General features: G+C 43.8%; 21 protein-coding genes. 16 read left to right on the forward strand and 5 right to left on the reverse strand.

Annotation, left to right across the window (positions count from 1 at the left end; translation table 11 throughout):
- Window positions 1–174: 174 nt before the first annotated feature.
- A complete protein-coding gene (locus ACTQ53_RS09565) occupies window positions 175–1,296 on the forward strand; it encodes a DUF3810 domain-containing protein (RefSeq protein WP_441932843.1) in 1,122 nt (373 codons plus the stop codon).
- Between the two features lie 71 nt (window positions 1,297–1,367).
- On the opposite strand, the gene ACTQ53_RS09570 is transcribed toward ACTQ53_RS09565, so the two are convergent.
- From ACTQ53_RS09570 to ACTQ53_RS09580, 3 genes are read right to left on the reverse strand one after another with little or no spacing between them, the layout of a single operon-like run.
- Complete coding sequence (locus ACTQ53_RS09570) at window positions 1,368–1,847, reverse strand: hypothetical protein (protein ID WP_441932844.1); 480 nt, start codon at window positions 1,845–1,847, stop codon at window positions 1,368–1,370.
- A gap of 54 nt (window positions 1,848–1,901) precedes the next feature.
- Window positions 1,902–2,291: a hypothetical protein gene (locus tag ACTQ53_RS09575; RefSeq protein WP_441932845.1), complete on the reverse strand. Its 390-nt coding sequence runs from the start codon at window positions 2,289–2,291 to the stop codon at window positions 1,902–1,904.
- Window positions 2,292–2,339: 48 nt separating this feature from the next.
- Window positions 2,340–2,879: an RNA polymerase sigma factor gene (locus ACTQ53_RS09580; protein WP_441932846.1), complete on the reverse strand. Its 540-nt coding sequence runs from the start codon at window positions 2,877–2,879 to the stop codon at window positions 2,340–2,342.
- A gap of 1,009 nt (window positions 2,880–3,888) precedes the next feature.
- Here ACTQ53_RS09580 and ACTQ53_RS09585 point away from each other — a divergent pair.
- The 7 genes from ACTQ53_RS09585 (at window position 3,889) to ACTQ53_RS09615 (ending at window position 7,124) form a co-directional block, all read left to right on the forward strand.
- Entirely contained in the window at window positions 3,889–4,278 is a 390-nt protein-coding gene (locus ACTQ53_RS09585; RefSeq protein ID WP_153094400.1) for an A1S_2505 family phage non-structural protein, read from the forward strand.
- Window positions 4,279–4,302: 24 nt separating this feature from the next.
- Window positions 4,303–5,130, forward strand: a complete 828-nt coding sequence (locus ACTQ53_RS09590) for an ADP-ribosylglycohydrolase family protein (RefSeq protein WP_441932847.1) — start codon at window positions 4,303–4,305, stop codon at window positions 5,128–5,130.
- 59 nt (window positions 5,131–5,189) lie between these two features.
- On the forward strand, window positions 5,190–5,405 hold the full coding sequence (locus ACTQ53_RS09595; RefSeq protein ID WP_022120288.1) for a DUF3791 domain-containing protein: 216 nt from the start codon (window positions 5,190–5,192) through the stop codon (window positions 5,403–5,405).
- Window positions 5,402–5,878, forward strand: a complete 477-nt coding sequence (locus tag ACTQ53_RS09600; RefSeq protein ID WP_441932848.1) for a DUF3990 domain-containing protein — start codon at window positions 5,402–5,404, stop codon at window positions 5,876–5,878. The genes ACTQ53_RS09595 and ACTQ53_RS09600 overlap by 4 nt, the downstream gene beginning before the upstream one ends.
- 12 nt (window positions 5,879–5,890) lie before the next feature.
- A complete protein-coding gene (locus ACTQ53_RS09605; protein WP_441932849.1) occupies window positions 5,891–6,187 on the forward strand; it encodes a DUF3791 domain-containing protein in 297 nt (98 codons plus the stop codon).
- 267 nt (window positions 6,188–6,454) lie between these two features.
- Window positions 6,455–6,655, forward strand: coding sequence for a hypothetical protein (locus ACTQ53_RS09610; RefSeq protein ID WP_427866531.1), 201 nt, complete (start codon window positions 6,455–6,457; stop codon window positions 6,653–6,655).
- Window positions 6,656–6,659: 4 nt separating this feature from the next.
- The gene (locus tag ACTQ53_RS09615; protein ID WP_441932850.1) at window positions 6,660–7,124 is read left to right on the forward strand and encodes a putative polyvalent protein kinase domain-containing protein; all 465 of its coding nucleotides are present in this window, start codon (window positions 6,660–6,662) and stop codon (window positions 7,122–7,124) included.
- Between the two features lie 474 nt (window positions 7,125–7,598).
- Here the strand turns inward: ACTQ53_RS09615 and ACTQ53_RS09620 are convergent, their stop codons facing one another.
- Window positions 7,599–8,222: a vWA domain-containing protein gene (locus ACTQ53_RS09620; RefSeq protein ID WP_218417003.1), complete on the reverse strand. Its 624-nt coding sequence runs from the start codon at window positions 8,220–8,222 to the stop codon at window positions 7,599–7,601.
- Between the two features lie 190 nt (window positions 8,223–8,412).
- Here ACTQ53_RS09620 and ACTQ53_RS09625 point away from each other — a divergent pair, with 190 nt between their 5' ends.
- From ACTQ53_RS09625 to ACTQ53_RS09660, 8 genes are all read left to right on the forward strand, one after another.
- Entirely contained in the window at window positions 8,413–10,002 is a 1,590-nt protein-coding gene (locus tag ACTQ53_RS09625; RefSeq protein WP_441932859.1) for an AAA family ATPase, read from the forward strand.
- A gap of 57 nt (window positions 10,003–10,059) precedes the next feature.
- Window positions 10,060–10,440 carry a fluoride efflux transporter CrcB gene (crcB, locus tag ACTQ53_RS09630; protein WP_441932851.1) on the forward strand — a complete coding sequence of 127 codons (381 nt, stop codon included), beginning with the start codon at window positions 10,060–10,062 and terminating at the stop codon, window positions 10,438–10,440.
- 270 nt (window positions 10,441–10,710) lie between these two features.
- Window positions 10,711–11,319, forward strand: coding sequence for a DUF6621 family protein (locus ACTQ53_RS09635; protein ID WP_441932852.1), 609 nt, complete (start codon window positions 10,711–10,713; stop codon window positions 11,317–11,319).
- Window positions 11,320–11,349: 30 nt separating this feature from the next.
- Complete coding sequence (locus ACTQ53_RS09640; RefSeq protein ID WP_006848470.1) at window positions 11,350–12,591, forward strand: saccharopine dehydrogenase family protein; 1,242 nt, start codon at window positions 11,350–11,352, stop codon at window positions 12,589–12,591.
- A 19-nt stretch (window positions 12,592–12,610) separates the two neighbouring features.
- The gene (recA, locus tag ACTQ53_RS09645; protein ID WP_294970343.1) at window positions 12,611–13,642 is read left to right on the forward strand and encodes a recombinase RecA; all 1,032 of its coding nucleotides are present in this window, start codon (window positions 12,611–12,613) and stop codon (window positions 13,640–13,642) included.
- Window positions 13,643–13,974: 332 nt separating this feature from the next.
- Window positions 13,975–15,870, forward strand: a complete 1,896-nt coding sequence (gene dnaK / locus ACTQ53_RS09650; RefSeq protein ID WP_441932853.1) for a molecular chaperone DnaK — start codon at window positions 13,975–13,977, stop codon at window positions 15,868–15,870.
- A 188-nt stretch (window positions 15,871–16,058) separates the two neighbouring features.
- Entirely contained in the window at window positions 16,059–16,463 is a 405-nt protein-coding gene (locus ACTQ53_RS09655; RefSeq protein ID WP_441932854.1) for a hypothetical protein, read from the forward strand.
- A 441-nt stretch (window positions 16,464–16,904) separates the two neighbouring features.
- Window positions 16,905–17,558 carry a hypothetical protein gene (locus ACTQ53_RS09660; RefSeq protein WP_441932855.1) on the forward strand — a complete coding sequence of 218 codons (654 nt, stop codon included), beginning with the start codon at window positions 16,905–16,907 and terminating at the stop codon, window positions 17,556–17,558.
- A gap of 47 nt (window positions 17,559–17,605) precedes the next feature.
- On the opposite strand, the gene ACTQ53_RS09665 is transcribed toward ACTQ53_RS09660, so the two are convergent.
- On the reverse strand, window positions 17,606–18,055 hold the full coding sequence (locus ACTQ53_RS09665; protein ID WP_441932856.1) for an N-acetylmuramoyl-L-alanine amidase: 450 nt from the start codon (window positions 18,053–18,055) through the stop codon (window positions 17,606–17,608).
- Window positions 18,056–18,193: the final 138 nt, after the last annotated feature.

The raw sequence follows: 18,193 nt of genomic DNA on the forward strand, positions 1-18,193 counted from the left end.
ACCTCCTATCTTCTTGTTTATAAACTCATTATAGTTTTCATTAGCAAAAATAGTAAAAAAACAAATAGGTCATGTCAATATTTCAGAAAACTTTTGTAATTTTGCACAGTGGGAGCAAAAAGTGCAAAACTCTCGCTCCATCATACCATATTTACATCTTTAAAAAGAAGCGTCATGAAGATATTGCATGTCTTACGGATTCATAAAATCAAGTGGCGACATTGGTTACTTTTAGCATTGTTCCTCCTCGTCACCCTTACCAAGATGATTCCTCTTTGGGGATTCCTCTATACCACTCGCATCTATCCGGTTATCGGAAAACTGCTCTCTCCCGTTTCCGGAATCATTCCTTTTGCTGTAGGCGATATTTTCATCGCTCTCAGTATCGCATGGGTTATTCTCTATCCGATATACGAGATAGGATGGAGAAAGAAAAAGGGTGTTTTCGGAAAAGTGATAGAGTATCTGCTTTGGGTATACGTATGGTTTTATCTGGCTTGGGGATTGAACTATTCTCAGCCGAACATCTATAATAGAATAGGTATGAAGCCCGTAGAAGTAAGCGAAGCCAAATTCAAGGCATTTGCCTACCAATATGCTGATACGCTCAACCGGTTAAGTGAAGAACGAAGAGTGAAGAGTGAAAAAATCAATAGTATTGTGGATAATGATTTGAAGAATCGGGTGAAAGATGCGATACTGACAGAATATAATAAAATAGGATATCAGGAAGGTATCAACCCACCTTTTAACCAGAACCCGCATGTGAAGACGATGGTATTCACCCCACTCAGTTCTATGGCAGGCGTCACCGGAAGCATGGGTCCTTTCTTCTGCGAATTTACGCTGAACGGAGATATTCGCTCTCATGACTATCCAGCCACATACGCTCACGAATTTGCCCATTTCCTGGGAGTGGCAAACGAAGGAGAGGCGAATTTCTACAGTTATATCGTATGCACCGCATCAGAAGATAAAGCAGTGAGATTCAGCGGATACTACCACATTTTCTTCCATGTATTAAATAATGTATTCAATATTCTTGGTGAAAAGGAGGGCGAGAAATATCTGAAACATATCCGACCGGAGATTATCCAATTGGCAAGAAGCGACCGCCAGTATTGGATCAGCAAGCGATGCAAGGCTTTGGATGCCGCTCAGGATTTCATCTTCGACCTCTACCTCAAGGGCAATCATGTGACAGAAGGCAGAAAGAGCTATTCGGGGGTCATCGGATTGATTCTTGCCTGGGAAGAAAAGAAAGCAATTCTGAATTATCAACAAGATAAAAAATAGGAAAAAGACGGTTGATGCATATTCCTGCACCAACCGCCATTCGCATATACCTGAATAGAAAGTAATTTCTTTTAAAAATTTCTTCTAGGTCTTGGCTTGCCGTCCTTTCCCATTCCTTTGCGAAGACCTTTCTGAGCAAAGCGTTTCATCATCTGGCGCTCTATCTCATAAACCCGCTGAATCTGCTGCTGGGTCAGGAACTGGGAATACTTCTTGTAATACTTCTGACGGATGTTGAGAATCTTCTCGCTCATCTCGAAGCGCTGCTTGATCTCCTGTTCTGTCTGAGCATCAGTCTTTACTTCGCCTTTCTTATGATGAAGGCGAGGTCCTAAAGCCCAAACTTCTTTCTGACACTCGGCATAGGTGTCAATAAACTTAGAGCTGGTCTTGTCATCAAGCCCCAAATCGTGAGCAATATATCGTGCCTGCTTTTCAGCCAACTGTTCACGAGAAAGGCGCTGCTTCTGATTAGGCGCCTGTGCACATACATTTGTTGTAACAGTCATCATAGCGATGACCATCATCAAAATACCTAAAATCTTTTTCATAATTCACCTTTTTATATATTATAGAATCTATTTATTATATATTACCGAGTCCGTTTATTCATCAAGAAAGACATCCTCCTGATAAACATTGAGCAAATAAGCCTGATCAGCAGAAGATAACTGAGCGAAAGCCTGATCTACCGCCTGCATCTCATTATCTGCCTGAGATGGCAGAGAAGAATGAGGCGCCATGAAATCGATGTTGAGTACCTGGAGTACTGCCACCGATGCTGCCACAGCCATTGCAGCCGTCCATATCACCTTCATCAGAGGGCGCTTCTTCAGCTGTCTCCTGACAGGTACTTGTTTGTCATCCTTCACCTGTTCCAGGATATTGGCTTCCATCTCCTTGAAGAATCCTTCTGGCGTTGAGTAAGGCATCCGCTTACCCACCTGGTCGAAGTCAAACTTCCCGGTTTTGTTGAAATCAAAATTTGTATCCATATTCTTTTCCATTTTGAATAACCATTTAAAAACTCACAGAACTCTCACTTAATCGTTCGAATTCATGTACTTGATAATTTTCTCCTTGGCAACATGATAGCTTGCCTTGATACTGGTTGGCGTGGAATCCGCAACCTTCGCTATTTCGTCGAACCCGAGTTCATCGTAATATCTCATATTGAATGCCAGCTGCTGCTTAGGCGGAAGCGAGAGAATCGCTTTCTGCAGTTTTACTGCCACCTTATCATCGAAGTCGATATAATTATCGGCTGGGATGAGACTGACGCCCGTTGAATCTGATTCCAGAGAAACTTCTTTCTGTTTCCGTTTGCTGATGAGCCGCAAAGCCTCGTTGGTAGCGATGCGGTAAATCCAACTTCTCAGTGAGCAGTCGCCCCGATATTGATTGAACGAGCGATAGATTCTCACAAAAGTTTCCTGCGAAGCATCCTGTGCATCATCATGCGAAACCACCAATCGGCGTATGTGCCAGTAAACCGGTTCCTGATACTTCATCATCAGCATTCTGAATCCGTTCTCCGGGCATTTCTTCAGCGTATCCACTATGCCTTTGTCATTAATACTCATATTCGTTTATTTTCATGAACGTTACGATTATATGACCTGCAGAAAAGGGAAAAGTAAAAAGCGGGATGCATTTTTTCGATACCAGCTTAATTTTTCCTCCTCTTTTCTCTTTTAATATCATAGAGAAGAGAAAAAAGGGAGCTATTCTTCCTGTTTCTCAAAGAAAAAGTATATATTTGCAAACGGATTGCGGATATCAAAAAGATATATCGATATGAAGAAAGAAAAGAATTTTTCAGAAACTGATTTTCAGAAGAAGACATTGGAAAGCTTATCGGATGATGAGATTCTGCAGGGCTTCAAGGATGCCGATGCGAGAATCGTAAGGGAGTATTACTACGGATACTGCCGGGTGGCTTATTGTATCTACGATAAGCGATATGACCTGCAGCACAAGCCGGGCATGGACTTCTTCTCGCTGGCCCACGAATATTATCTCTATCTTTGCGAACACGACTTCAAGCCTCTGGAAGACCGGAAGCCGAGCATGTCGCTCAAAACCTGGATGGTGAATGGTTTCCGCTTCCTGCTGCTGGATAAACTGAAGGAAGTGGTAAAGGAGCATCGCTTCGAGAGTTTCGAAGCAAGGCAGGAAAGCCGCAAGATGCAGTTTGACGTGACCGACAACCAGTTTGAGCACGATCTTTATCAGACGATAGAGGACATCGGCAATTTCTATTATGGCAGAGACAGCAAGAACAGCATCATTCTGAAGATGCTCTATATAGAGGGATTCCGGGGCAAGGACGTAGCCGCACAGTTGGGCATTTCCCATTCTGCCGTTACCCAGCGTTGTCAGAAGATGATGCACGATGTGGTGATTCCTTATTTCAAGAGATACTTCGATGCATCGGAATACGGAAGCTATCTGTCGTTCGGCGATGAAGACGCATCAGTTTCCAGTGCTCCTAAGATGTCGATGCCGAGAATGATGTCCGAATGCAAGTGCTGCGAGGAAGCGACTGATAATAGCAATAACATATTTAATAATAAGAATAATATGGAAGATATGAAGAAGGGAAGAATCACTCCTAGCTGGATTGATTCATTGAAGGAGAACGAGATTTTTGTGTTTGGCAGCAATCTGGCTGGCATGCATGGTGGTGGAGCTGCCCGCATTGCCCGCCTGCATTTCGGTGCCGTCATGGGCAAGGGTGTAGGCTTGCAAGGCCAGAGTTATGCCATCCCTACGATGCAGGGCGGCGTAGAAACCATTCGTCCATACGTGTACAGATTCATCGCCTATGCCAAGCGACATCCCGAGAAGCATTTCCTAGTAACTCCAATAGGTTGCGGCATCGCCGGTTTCGAAGCCGAAGACATCGCCCCATTGTTCGAGAAGGCAAAGGAGATGAAGAACATCAGCCTTCCGGAAAGTTTCTGGGAGGTGATAGAGTAAAGTTATAGATATAATTAGCAGTTTATGTTAGGAGCAATAATAGGAGATATTGCTGGCTCAAAATATGAGTTCAACAATACGTTTGATTATGATTTCGAGATGTTCGGCGAAGGATGCGACTTCACCGATGATACTATTTGCACAGTGGCGATAGCTGATGCGATATTGAACGGACGAAGCTATCAGGAAAGCCTGCTGGATTGGTGCCGCCGCTATCCTTCTCCAAAAGGAGCGTATGGCGGAAGATTTGCGGGGTGGATTCATTCTCTTGATCCGCAGCCATATAATAGTTTTGGCAATGGTTCGGCAATGCTAGTATCACCGGTAGCTTGGCTATTCGATGACCTGTCGCAGGTTTTGGAAGAGGCAGAGAAAACGGCTCTTCCTACTCATAACCATCCCGAAGGAATCAAGGGAGCCAAAGCCGTGGCTCATGCCATCTGGCATTTCCGCAAGAGCAGATTCTCAGAAGAATCTAAGGAGTGTAAAGATAAGAATTCTAAAGAATCTGATGATGAAGCAATGAAAGCCTTCAAGAATATCGCCCGCAGCTATTATGAGGATTTCGAAACACGAGATTATCCGAAAGGCAAGTTCGACGAAACCTGCATGGATGCCGTGCCATTATCCTTCTATCTCCTCTCGCAAGCCTCATCCTTCGAAGATGCTATCCGCCTAGCCATATCTCATGGCGGCGATAGCGATACCATCGGAGCCATCGTTGGCTCCATCGCCGAAGCACGATTCGGTATTCCGCAAGAGATTAAGAACAGAGCTATGGAATATCTGCCGGATGAGATGCAAGATGTATTGAAACAATTTGCAGGGAAATGCGAAATAAAGCCCAAATAATTTGGTGTTATCGAAGAAAAGTCTTAACTTTGCCCCATACATATTAAAAAAGTAAGATTATGCAAGAATATCAATTGGATTTCGTAACCTATTGCGTTGGCAACTTAGCCGACCGATTGAACATGAGTGCCAGTAAGGTATATAAGATGTTACGGTCAACAGATATCTTAAATGGCTATATGATACCCTGCTATGATGTGCTCCATACTTTCGGCAAGGAATACATCATGGACGATTTGATTAGCTTGTTAAAGAAACGAGGAGCATTGAAATGAAAGTTTATCACGCATCAAAATTCATCATAGAATCACCAGACATTTATCATTCTCGTGATTTATTGGATTTCGGCAAAGGATTCTATCTGACATCACTCGTCGAACAGGCGAAGAAATATGCCCAGCGATTCATCTTCCAAGGCGACAAAGCATATCTTAACCAATACATCTTAGATGAAAACTTAGACAGAGAATATAAGATAAAAGAGTTTATTGGCTACAACGAAGAGTGGTTAGATTTCGTTGCTTTATGCCGAATTGGGAAACAAACAAATAAGTTTGATATGGTTACAGGTGGTATAGCAGATGATAAGGTATTCAATACCATAGATCTTTACTTCTCCGGTAACATCAGCAAAGAAGAAGCACTTAAACGCTTAAAGTTTATCCATCCCAATCACCAGATATGTATTTTAAATCAAGATATTCTAAACAAGCATCTGCACTTTCTTCGGTCAGATGAAATAATATAAGGAGGACTCTTTATGGAAGCAAACAAGACTATACTTCAAATGAAATATGCTCGCATAGTATCTATCTTTGCAGAGCAAATAGGCATTACATTGGAAGATGCCCTAGATTTCTTTTATACTTCTTCTATTTATCAGATGATGAATGAAGGCATTGCAGACATGCATTGCAGAAGCGATGGATATTTGGCAGAATTAATCAAAGAAGAGTGGAAAAAGAAAGACAAGACAGCATCGTTCAATATCTGCTCCGACAATTTCAGCAATTCTACAGAAAGGATCACAAACGTTCTTAAGCCTAAAAATATTTAGCCTTAAGGGAAAATAATCACCATCAACTTTTCACGGATATTCCTTTCAAACTCCAAGGCTTCGCAGGAATAGGCAGAGGATTCACATGTCACACAAAAAAATGTAACATGCGAAATAAAGCCCAAATAATTTGGTGTTATCGAAGAAAAACCGTAATTTTGTGGCAATTAAAACAAGTAAATATGACGAATCATGATTTTTGGATGTCCATCAGTGACATAATCAATGAAGGATTTACATCTGAAGGTCTAGCAAAATTAGATGATTATGCAGAACAATTCAGTACTGGAAAGATCTTATATAAACGATTTTCACCGTCAGAACAGTATGGGTGCCGTGAAGGAGGTAGAATCCATGTTATTGCATCCTTACTCGCGGGAGCAGAAGTTGGCACAGATCAACTCTCTGCGCCAGAAGGCAGTTTCAAAAGAGAGCAGCAACTCGGAAAGATCCAAGAGAAGAGAATAGAAGATTGGGCGAAAAAATCGATCAAGGCGGAGAAGCCATTGTGTTTGACAATGGTAATAAAGTATTAAAGGCTATCGGGTTAGATTATTTCATCCAGCCTATCTTGGCCTTAGATAGAATCTCTTTGCACAATGCTTATTTCGAAGAAACAGAAATGAATGTATTGGGATTTGGCAGAAATACCAATAAAGATTTTATGGTGATAATAGAACAACCTTTTATTCACGGCAAGATGATGACTGACACTGAGATTGCAACTTTCGTGGAACAAATGGGTTTTAAATCTATCAATCCTAGAAATTGGACCTTTGCAAATAAGGATATTTATCTTAGCGATATGCATGATGAGAATGTTCTTCGTACTCCAGACGGACATATTTGCGTAATAGATTGCGATATACGTATCAATATCCCAGAACTCAGGACAGGAGGAACTCGTATTTTAACCAACGAAGTAGAATTTCAATAAGCCTAATTATGAGGGCTTAAATTACGTCATGCCTGATTAAGAACTTACTTGAGAGTAGGCAGAACGTCTTGGAAACTGCATCGGGATGTAGTAGACTGTACGTCGGGACGTATCAGATGCTACGTCGGGACGTAATTTCTTCTACGTCGTCAGTCAAAATTGCAAAAAAGAGATTGAAAACGCCCAGCATTGAACCGGGGAAAAGTTTTTTTGTTCAATGCTTTCTTATTTTTAGTCCCAAAATTCCTCTAAAACACCTATATTTCGCTGATTTTATGGCAATATATGGCAGATTATGGCAATTCTTGAAAAAAACAATTATAATACAGCAGATAGAAAAACACTAATCCTTTTCAATATTCCATCTGTTGCAAAAACAAAAAGGGTGCGCCATTGCCTTATAACACACCCCTCATATTATAATTTAGTTTACTCGCTTGCGGGTAATTCTCTGCTTATACTGAGGTCCATCCTTTATTTCTCCTCAAAATAACTGCCTGCTTCCATCTTGCAATCCATCGCACGGCACTTGTTGTAGCGCTCTCGGGCTCTGTTTTCTCTGGCAAACATCGCCTTGGTGCCAGCCTCATCTTCTGAGAACTGCAAGTGGTTGTCGATGCCCATACCATGAGCTATGTTCTCCACATCAAGATCATCGGTGCCGATGAAGGTAAAGGTCCAGTTCTGCTTCTTCAACTTCTCAATGAGGTTCTTGATCATCTTCAAATCATACTCCTCGCTGCAGTTCTCCTCACCATCTGTAATGATGGTTACCAATACGCTATCATCCTCGGTGGTCAGGGCGTTGATCTTGGCGATGCCCATGCCGATGGCATCATAAAGAGGGGTGCCGCCACATGGGTTGTAATCCCTTGATTTCAAAGGCTTAGTATGATGAGCAGACACATTATCATAAAACAGATTCTTGTGGGTGCTGTCGAAGGTGATGAGCGTAACCCGCTGCTCCATGTCCTTATGCGTCTTCTGCATTTTCTGAATCGTGGTCAGGGTCTCGTTGATGCCCACCAGTGCCTGGCGCTCGATAATACTCATGCTGCCACTCTCATCCACTACCAAAAGATTGAATACTCGTTTCATAACTTGTTTCTCCTATTAATATTAATTGTTCAACATAATCTTATCTGTAAGAAGAGGAATCTTCCCTGCTTCTATTTATCCCTTTAAAGAAAGATTAGAGGGAAAAATTAAGAAAAGGTACATAAAAAATTTGCTTGTATCGTTATTTTTTGTAATTTTGCAGAAAATAAGAAACAAGAGTATGGGCAATATGAAATATCCGATAGGCATACAGAGCTTTGAGAAAATCATCACAGAAGGATATCTTTATATAGATAAGACTCAGATGATTTATGATATGGTAGAAAATGGCAAGATTTACTTTCTGAGTCGTCCCAGACGATTTGGAAAGTCACTTCTCGTATCTACACTGGAATGCTATTTCCAAGGAAGAAAAGAACTGTTCAAGGGCCTAGCCATTGATCATCTGGAAACCGACTGGAAACAATATGCGGTATTCCACCTTGATTTCAACGGCAAGGATTTCACACAAGCAGGTCAGCTGGAGAAGACGCTGATTGATTTCGTTGAATCGCAGGAGGCCATCTATGGCAAGGCTCCCTTTGCTTCCACCCTCGGCGACAGATTCATTGGCGTACTGAGAAATGCCCACGAAAAAACAGGACTTCGCGCCGTTGTCCTTATTGATGAATACGACAAGCCTCTGCTAGACGTATTGGATTCTACACTGAAAACAACCGATGCAGATGGCAACAAGCGGCTGTTGGAAGATAGGCATCGGGAAATTCTGAAAGGTTTCTACAGTGTATTCAAGGCTGCCGACAAAGACCTGCAATTCGTTCTGCTTACGGGAGTTACCAAGTTTTCGCAAGTAAGCGTATTCAGCGGTTTCAACCAACCCGAAGACATCAGCCTTTCTGCCCACTTCGATACGCTTCTCGGCATCACTGAAGACGAGTTGCAATCAACCTTTGCGCAGCAAATCACAGAAATGGCCGAGGAATATGATGTTTCAAAGGAAGATATGCTGATAAAACTGAAACGCCAGTTTGATGGTTACCATTTCAGCCGCAGGATGCGAGGCGTATATAATCCTTTCAGTATCTTGCGCGCCTTCAAGGAAATGCTCATCGATGACTATTGGTTCAAAACGGGTTCGCCCACCTATCTGGTTCGCCTGCTAGCTCATAGCGATGAAAACATCAACGAACTGGTGGGGAAATATTATCCCACCAAGGATTTCGACGATTACAAGGCCACCGTAGAGCGTCCTTTGCCAATGATATATCAAAGCGGATATCTGACTATCAAGGGATGGTCAAGGAATACCAATTCCTATCTGTTGGATTTTCCGAACGATGAAGTAAGAAGGGGATTCATCAGTTTGCTGGCTGCAGATTATCTGAAACCAAAGGTTTCACCAGATTCCTGGGTTCTACAGGTAATCGAAGCATTGGGAAAGGGAGAATGCAAAAAGCTGCATCAGCTGATGGTTTCTTTCTTTGCCAGCATCCCTTATTCCCAACGAAGAAAAGATGATGAACGTGAGAAGGAGCGTTATTTCCAATATACATTCTATCTGGTATTGAGGATGATCAGCTCCTATACCATCTTCATTGAAAAAGAACAGAGCGAAGGAAGAGTAGATTGCATCATAGAAACTCCTCTATACATTTATATATTTGAGTTTAAGAGGGATGGAAGCGCAAGAGAAGCACTCCAGCAAATCGAAGATATGGGATATGCTCGGGAATATTTATCAGATAAGAGAAAGATATTCAAGATAGGATGCAGTTTCTCATCAAAAACAGGAACAATAGATGATTGGGGAGAGAACTGAATCTCTCTCCGATTGCATTTTATAAATCACATATTTATTATATAAGGAGATAAGGAGATGAAAGAGATATTGATAGTAAGCATTGGCAGCTTCTTCGGAGGCGGCATGAGATATTGGGTATCGAAGATGGTGCAATCCTGCACGGTGATTGCCTTTCCGTTCGGAACGATGGCGGTGAATGTGGCAGGATGCCTCATCATCGGGTTTCTCTCAGGATTGAACTGGAGGGAAGGGGGATGGATGTCGCCATCTGCCAAACTGCTGCTTACCACGGGATTCTGCGGAGGATTCACTACCTTCTCTACCTTTATAAACGAGGGAGCAGGACTGATGAAAGAAGAAAATTACCTCTATATGATGCTCTATCTCTTCGGAAGCCTGGCGCTGGGACTTATCGCCGTGCTCACCGGGCATTATCTGGCGAAGATTATCGCATAAAAGACTTCGGAGAGCAGAAAGAAGAAGAGCCCGGATTGCCGAGAAAGAAGACCGGAGAATAAAAAGAAGAAGAGCCTCGGATTATCACATAAAATACAGAAGATAGTATTCCATCAAATGAAGAAATGATGAAAATACTATCTTTTTTATTATTTTATATTTTCAAAATGCCTTAATTACGAAATTTATTCGTAAATTTGCAGAAATAATCTGCACTCGACAATTTGAAAGCAAGCTTTCATCATGCTCGTTTGCTTAATTTTTGCACCAATGAATACATTAGATACCAACAATATAAAATGGAGCGAGAATGTAATCATCGCTGACGCCGATTATATCGACCGAGTGGCTTTCGACCTGATAGTCAACTTCGAACGAATGATTAACCGTCGCATCCAACCAGCCGATATGGCACAATGGGCAGTCTGCATTGCCCTTGATGGAGGTCTGAGAGAGGGCGAGCACGAGACACAGGTTGTGCTTATCCACGACAAGCAGTCGATGGCGATGAAGAATTTCCGCCCTGCCAACTATGAGAAGGATCTGAACGCTCAGGCTTTCAAGGATGATAAGCTCGGAGAATTCATCATCTCTTCTTATCCTACAGAGGAGAAGATGGTAGGCAAGGATGACTTCCTCGTAGATGTGGCACGCACCGTATGCAACGCCAAGGAGGTGAAGCGAGTGATGGTAATCCCAAATTCTGAGGATGGAGATGCTTACGACCGACTCCGCGAGATACTCCGTAAGGTAGATGACGATGACAGGCGCATCACCCTCTTTGCCATGCAGCCCATGCCAGGCGGCAACTTCAGACAGGAGATTCTCGGTTATTCGCTCATGAATGCCCTGGGAATTTCGGCAAATGAGATAAAGTAAACATTAAACACTTAACATTAAAGATAAAAAATGAGTAGAGTACTTATGATTGGCGCAGGTGGCGTGGCTACCGTAGCTGCCTTCAAGATCGTCCAGAACCAGGACGTTTTCACCGAGTTTATGATTGCTAGCCGTCGCAAGGAAAAGTGCGATAAGCTAGTTAAGGATATCCACGCAAAAGGCTACAAGATGGATATTCAGACAGCTGAGGTGGATGCCGACGACGTTGAGCAGTTGAAGGCTCTCTTCAATAGCTACAAGCCTGAACTTGTCATCAACCTCGCTTTGCCTTACCAGGATCTCACCATCATGGATGCCTGTCTGGCTTGCGGTTGCAACTATATGGATACCGCTAACTATGAGCCTAAGGACGAGGCTCACTTCGAGTACTCATGGCAGTGGGCTTACAAGGATAAGTTCGAGCAGGCAGGTCTCTGCGCTATCCTCGGCTGCGGTTTCGACCCAGGTGTTTCCGGCATCTTCACCGCATACGCTGCCAAGCATCACTTCGATGAGATTGAGGTGCTCGACATCGTGGATTGCAATGCCGGTAACCATCACAAGGCTTTCGCAACCAACTTCAACCCTGAAATCAATATCCGCGAGATTACCCAGAAGGGACTCTGGTATAAGGATGGCGAATGGATTGAAACCGACCCATTGTCTATCCACAAGCCTCTCACCTACCCTAACATCGGCCCTCGCGAGAGCTATCTGATGCACCACGAAGAGTTGGAGAGCCTGGTAAAGAACTACCCTACCATCAAGGAGGCACGCTTCTGGATGACCTTCGGCCAGCAGTATCTCACCTACCTCGACTGCATTCAGAACCTCGGCATGAGCCGCATCGACGAAATCGAGTACGAGGCTCCATTGGCAGACGGTTCCGGCAAGACAGCCAAGGTGAAGATTGTTCCATTGCAGTTCCTCAAGGCTGTATTGCCTAACCCACAGGATCTCGGTGAGAACTATGATGGCGAAACATCTATCGGTTGCCGCATCCGTGGTAAGAAGGATGGCAAGGAGCGCACCTACTACGTTTATAACAACTGCAAGCACCAGGAGGCTTACAACGAAACCGGTATGCAGGGTGTCAGCTACACCACAGGTGTGCCAGCCATGATTGGTGCCATGATGTTCCTCAAGGGCATCTGGAAGAAGCCAGGCGTCTGGAACGTAGAGGAGTTCGACCCAGATCCATTCATGGAGCAGCTCAACAAGCAGGGATTGCCATGGCACGAAGTGTTTGATGGCGATTTGGAAATTGACTAAACTTTAAACTAAATAAGATATGGCAAAAGAAATGCAAGAGGGAAAATTGAATCCCAATGAAGGCAAGCTGAAAGCCCTTCAGGCAGCCATGGCAAAGATAGAAAAGGACTTCGGTAAGGGCTCTATCATGAAACTCGGCGATGAGCACGTTGAGAATATCGAAGTTATCCCTACAGGTAGTATCGCTCTCGACAATGCACTGGGCGTAGGCGGTTATCCTAAGGGACGTATCATCGAAATTTATGGTCCGGAATCTTCCGGTAAAACAACATTGGCTATCCATGCCATCGCAGAGGCTCAGAAGGCTGGCGGTATCGCTGCTTTCATTGATGCTGAGCATGCTTTCGACCGTTTCTATGCGGCTAAATTGGGCGTTGATGTTGATAACTTGTGGATTTCACAACCAGATAACGGTGAGCAGGCGTTGCAGATTGCCGACCAGCTGATCAGTTCTGCTGCTGTAGACATCGTAGTTGTTGACTCTGTAGCCGCCTTGACTCCTAAGAAGGAAATCGAAGGCGATATGGGTGACAATGTGGTAGGTCTTCAGGCTCGATTGATGAGTCAGGCACTCCGCAAGCTCACTTCTACCATCAGCAAGACCAACACTACCTGTATCTTCATCAACCAGTTGCGCGAAAAGATTGGTGTTATGTTCGGCAACCCTGAAACAACCACCGGTGGTAACGCTTTGAAATTCTATGCATCTGTTCGCCTGGACATTCGCAAGGCAACAGCCATCAAGGATGGCGATGAGGTAGTAGGTAATCAGGTTCGCGTAAAGGTTGTGAAGAACAAGGTGGCTCCTCCTTTCCGCAAGGCTGAGTTCGACATCATGTTTGGCGAAGGCATCAGCCGTGCCGGTGAGGTATTCGGTCTGGCAGTAGCCAACGACATCATCGAAAAGAGCGGCAGCTGGTATAGCTATGGCGGTTCTAAACTCGGACAGGGTGCCGATGCCTGCAAGGCATTGCTCAAGGATAACCCTGAGCTTCTCGACGAACTGGAGGCTAAGGTTCGCGAAGCACTTTCTGCCAAGGAGCAGAAATAAAGTAAGATAAGGTTTTACACCTTATTATATATAGGAGTTTTATCTGAAAAGAAAGATTTCTCAATCATATTACAGGAATCAAGATAGGGAGAATGCGACATTTTATCGCCTCCTATATCTTGATTCCTTTTATTTTGTCAGCATCATCTGACACCTTGTCAGCCACCTTGAACTAAAATTCCCTTGGCACATGCTTTGTTATTAAGGAAAGCGTGAACGCTGAGTTCAGGAGGTTCCCGACAGATGCATATCTTCGGCAGACTTCCCCGAAGGCAGCGATTCATGAGATAAATAACATATTAATAACGAAAAAATAAAAAAAAGATATAATCATGGGAAAAGTAATTGGAATTGACTTGGGTACCACAAACAGTTGTGTTGCCGTTTTCGAAGGTAGCGAACCAGTTGTAATCGCTAACAGTGAAGGTAAGCGTACTACTCCATCAGTAGTAGGTTTCGTTAAGGATGGTGACCGCAAGGTAGGTGATCCTGCTAAGCGTCAGGCCATCACAAACCCTAAGAACACAGTATATTCTATCAAGCGTTTCATGGGTGAGACATACGCTCAGAGCCAGAAAGAGGCTGAGGCAATGCCTTATATAGTAGTAAACGAGGGTGGTTATCCACGTGTTGAAATCGAGGGTCGCAAATATACTCCACAGGAGATTTCTGCAATGGTTCTCCAGAAGATGAAGAAGACTGCAGAGGATTATCTCGGACAGGAGGTTACAGATGCTGTTATCACAGTTCCTGCTTACTTCTCTGACTCTCAGCGTCAGGCTACTAAGGAGGCAGGTCAGATTGCAGGTTTGAACGTTCAGCGTATCGTAAATGAGCCTACAGCCGCAGCTTTGGCTTACGGTGTTGACAAGGCTAACAAGGATATGAAGATTGCCGTATTCGACTTGGGTGGTGGTACATTCGATATCTCTATCCTGGAGTTCGGTGGCGGCGTATTCGAGGTACTTTCTACCAATGGTGATACTCACCTGGGTGGTGATGACTTCGACCAGGTAATCATCAACTGGTTGGCTGATGGCTTCAAGGCTGAGGAAGGCGTAGATCTCCGCAAGGACCCTATGGCTATGCAGCGTTTGAAGGAAGCTGCTGAAAAGGCTAAGATTGAGTTGTCAAGCTCTACATCTACAGAAATCAACTTGCCTTACATCACAGCCGTTGACGGTATGCCAAAGCACTTAGTTAAGACTTTGACCCGTGCACAGTTCGAGCAGTTGGCTCACAACCTGATTCAGGCTTGCTTGGTACCTTGCCAGAATGCCGTTCGTGACGCTAAGCTCTCTACATCAGATATCGACGAGGTTATCCTGGTTGGTGGTTCAAGCCGTATCCCAGCCGTTCAGACACTCGTTAAGAACTACTTCGGCAAGGAGCCTTCCAAGGGTGTTAACCCTGATGAGGTAGTAGCAGTAGGTGCAGCTATCCAGGGTGCCATCCTGAACAAGGAAGAGGGTGTTGGTGACATCGTATTGCTCGACGTTACTCCATTGACTCTCGGTATCGAGACCATGGGTGGTGTAATGACCAAGCTCATCGATGCTAACTCTACCATCCCTTGCAAGAAGAGCGAGGTATTCTCTACAGCAGCTGATAACCAGACAGAGGTTACCATCCACGTATTGCAGGGTGAGCGCCCAATGGCAGCTCAGAACAAGAGCATCGGTCAGTTCAACTTGACAGGTATTGCTCCAGCTCGCCGTGGTGTTCCTCAGATTGAGGTTACCTTCGATATCGATGCCAACGGTATCTTGAACGTATCAGCTAAGGATAAGGCTACCGGTAAGGAGCAGAGCATCCGCATCGAGGCTTCATCTGGCTTGAGCGAGGACGAGATCAACCGCATGAAGGCTGAGGCAGAGCAGAACGCTGCTGCTGATAAGGCTGAACGCGAGAAGATTGACAAGATGAACCAGGCAGACAGCATGATCTTCACCACCGAGAACTTCCTGAAGGATAACGGTGATAAGATTCCTGCAGACAAGAAGCCAGGCATCGAGCAGGCATTGCAGCAGTTGAAGGATGCTCACAAGGCTGGTGATGTTGCAGCCATCGATTCAGCTATCAACAACTTGAACACCGTCATGCAGGCTGCTTCTCAGCAGATGTATCAGGGCGGTCAGCAGGCAGGTCCTCAGGGCGGTCAGCAGGCACAAGGCGGCAACAATGGCGCCCAGGATGTTCAGGACGCTGACTTCGAGGAGGTTAAGTAAAGTCAATAAAATGACATAGAAACAAAATAAATATTATCGGGAAAGCCGTGTAACTCAATGAGTTGCACGGCTTTTCTGTTTCTTAACAATTCTAAAGTTTTTTGGTTGTCTCAGAAAAATTACCAATAGTTGCCACTATGCGAAGTTCATAAAAAAATACATGATTCAAAAATAAGAAAGTTAGTATTATGGCAACAGTAAAAGTAAAATTCAGAGCATCCTCAGTGCCAGGAAAGGAAGGCACATTGTATTATCACCTCATCCAGTCACAAATAGATTGGAAGATGAAGCAGATGCAGTGCATTGGTACCAGGAATAACTACGCCAATGCCGCCAAACGAGCCATTACTGTAAAGGATATTCGCAAGATAGAAAAGTTGGACTTGCCAAGAGGATCATCCCTTGACAAGACACGAGACCAGTTCCTGCTCAGCTTCTATCTGCGAGGCATGGCATTCGTAGATATGGCGTTCCTAAAGAAGACAGACCTGAAATTTGGTTTGGTGAGTTATAACCGCCGCAAGACCCACCAGAATATCAATATCGAGTGGATGAAACCGATGCAAGCCATCATCGACAAATCGGAAAGATGATAGGCTTGAAGATACCATTGAAGTGTATACCTTTGTAAAGGAACTATCATAAATTCACCCGCAAAACCACTTTGTGGAAATGTTTAGCAAACTTCGCCCATTCTTATTAGGAATGATATAACTAAATGCAAAAATACTAATTTTCCCTGAATTATCTGTCAAATTTAATTATTTTTTTGTATATAACTCCCAAAATATACTACAAATGTTTAGCTAATCGGCATTATATGCTTCCTCTAAATTGCGGATTTTCGTTTGTTTCCGAATGCTTTGCTCATTCCTAATAAGAATGAGCAACGAATGTAAAAAAATAAGCATGTGCAAGATTATATCGGCTAATGCTCATAAGATATTAAGATTATGCATAATAATATAAAAGAAGCCAGGCTTCCTCAATCATCATGTATGGTTGTAGCCAAGAACATAAAGTAGAACGAGAATATGACGCAGGATTGCTTGAATTCACCTTCTACAGCCGACGTAAGCAAGCGCTTACCAAAGGGCATCAACATTACTGGGGCTGATAAAAAATCGGATCCAGGTATAGAAGGAATGCCTTGGGGTTATCTGTTTATCCATAACAAGACAGCCCAGGTTTTTGAAAAAGAAATGGAAACCTATAATAAGAAAAATCCCAATTCTTCCCATGCTTGTTTTATCCATCGTTCTTACACATACAGACAAAAGAACGAGAACGGAGGAGTAAAGAAAGAATTGAAGCCAACCATTAGCGGACTTGTCTTCTTGCAGGGCAAAACTGGCGACCTGCAAGATTTTCTAAGAGCATATTACCCACAATACCATTTAGTAAATGACAGATGCAAGGGTGAGCCTGCATCTATTAGTAATCAGGTGATGCAACCTTTCATGACTGTCCTGAAAGACAATCCTGAGAGAGTGACCTTTCTTAGAGACCCATTCGAGAAATTTGCCAAAGACCATGTAAAACTACGTGTGAAAACAGGCATTTTCAAAGGATGCGAGGGATACATCGTCCGTATCGACCGTGACCGTCAGCTCGTCTTTGACTTCGGAGGCTACGCTGTAGCCATTCGTGGATTATACAAAGAGGACTTTGCAGTGGTGGAAGAATAAGGCATGGACTTGATGATAACGTATATCACCAAGCCCACGAACACTAATCACAACTCTTCTATCCACCCGAACACGGCATGGGTATCAAGACAAGGACATTCCTTTGGTGTGGTACCCGGCAAGTCACGATGCCCCACAATCTTCGCTTTCGGAAAGAGCTTGTGCAGATTGATGAGCAAATCAGCGATTCGCTCCTCCTGCTCTTTGGTGAGCGTATTGGCAGGTTTGCCATGCTCGTCCAGTCCACCCTCATAGCAGATGCCGATACTGCATCTATTATAAGGTACACAATGAGCACCCACTTCCAGCAACATTCTGTGCTGCGTCTTCTTACCATCCTTTCGGATATAGAAGTGATAACCAATGCCACGGAAGTGGCGAGCCAGATGGTCACGGAGCAACATTTCCTCCGTATAGTCTCGGTCACATCTCGTAGCCGAGCAGTGAATAACGAGGTATTTCACCTCCTCTTCCGTCATCATTTGAAGTCTTCTCATGATATTTATACATTATAAATTATACATCAATAGTTCGTTAATAATTCAATAATGTGCTAAGCAGCTATACGCTGTAAGCACGAGAGATCTTTGAAAATCTTGCTAATTAAAGTTCGGTTCGGGGTGTACCCACTTGCT

It is taken from the genome of Prevotella sp. Sow4_E9_plate, assembly GCF_052116205.1.
GTDB lineage: Bacteria > Bacteroidota > Bacteroidia > Bacteroidales > Bacteroidaceae > Prevotella.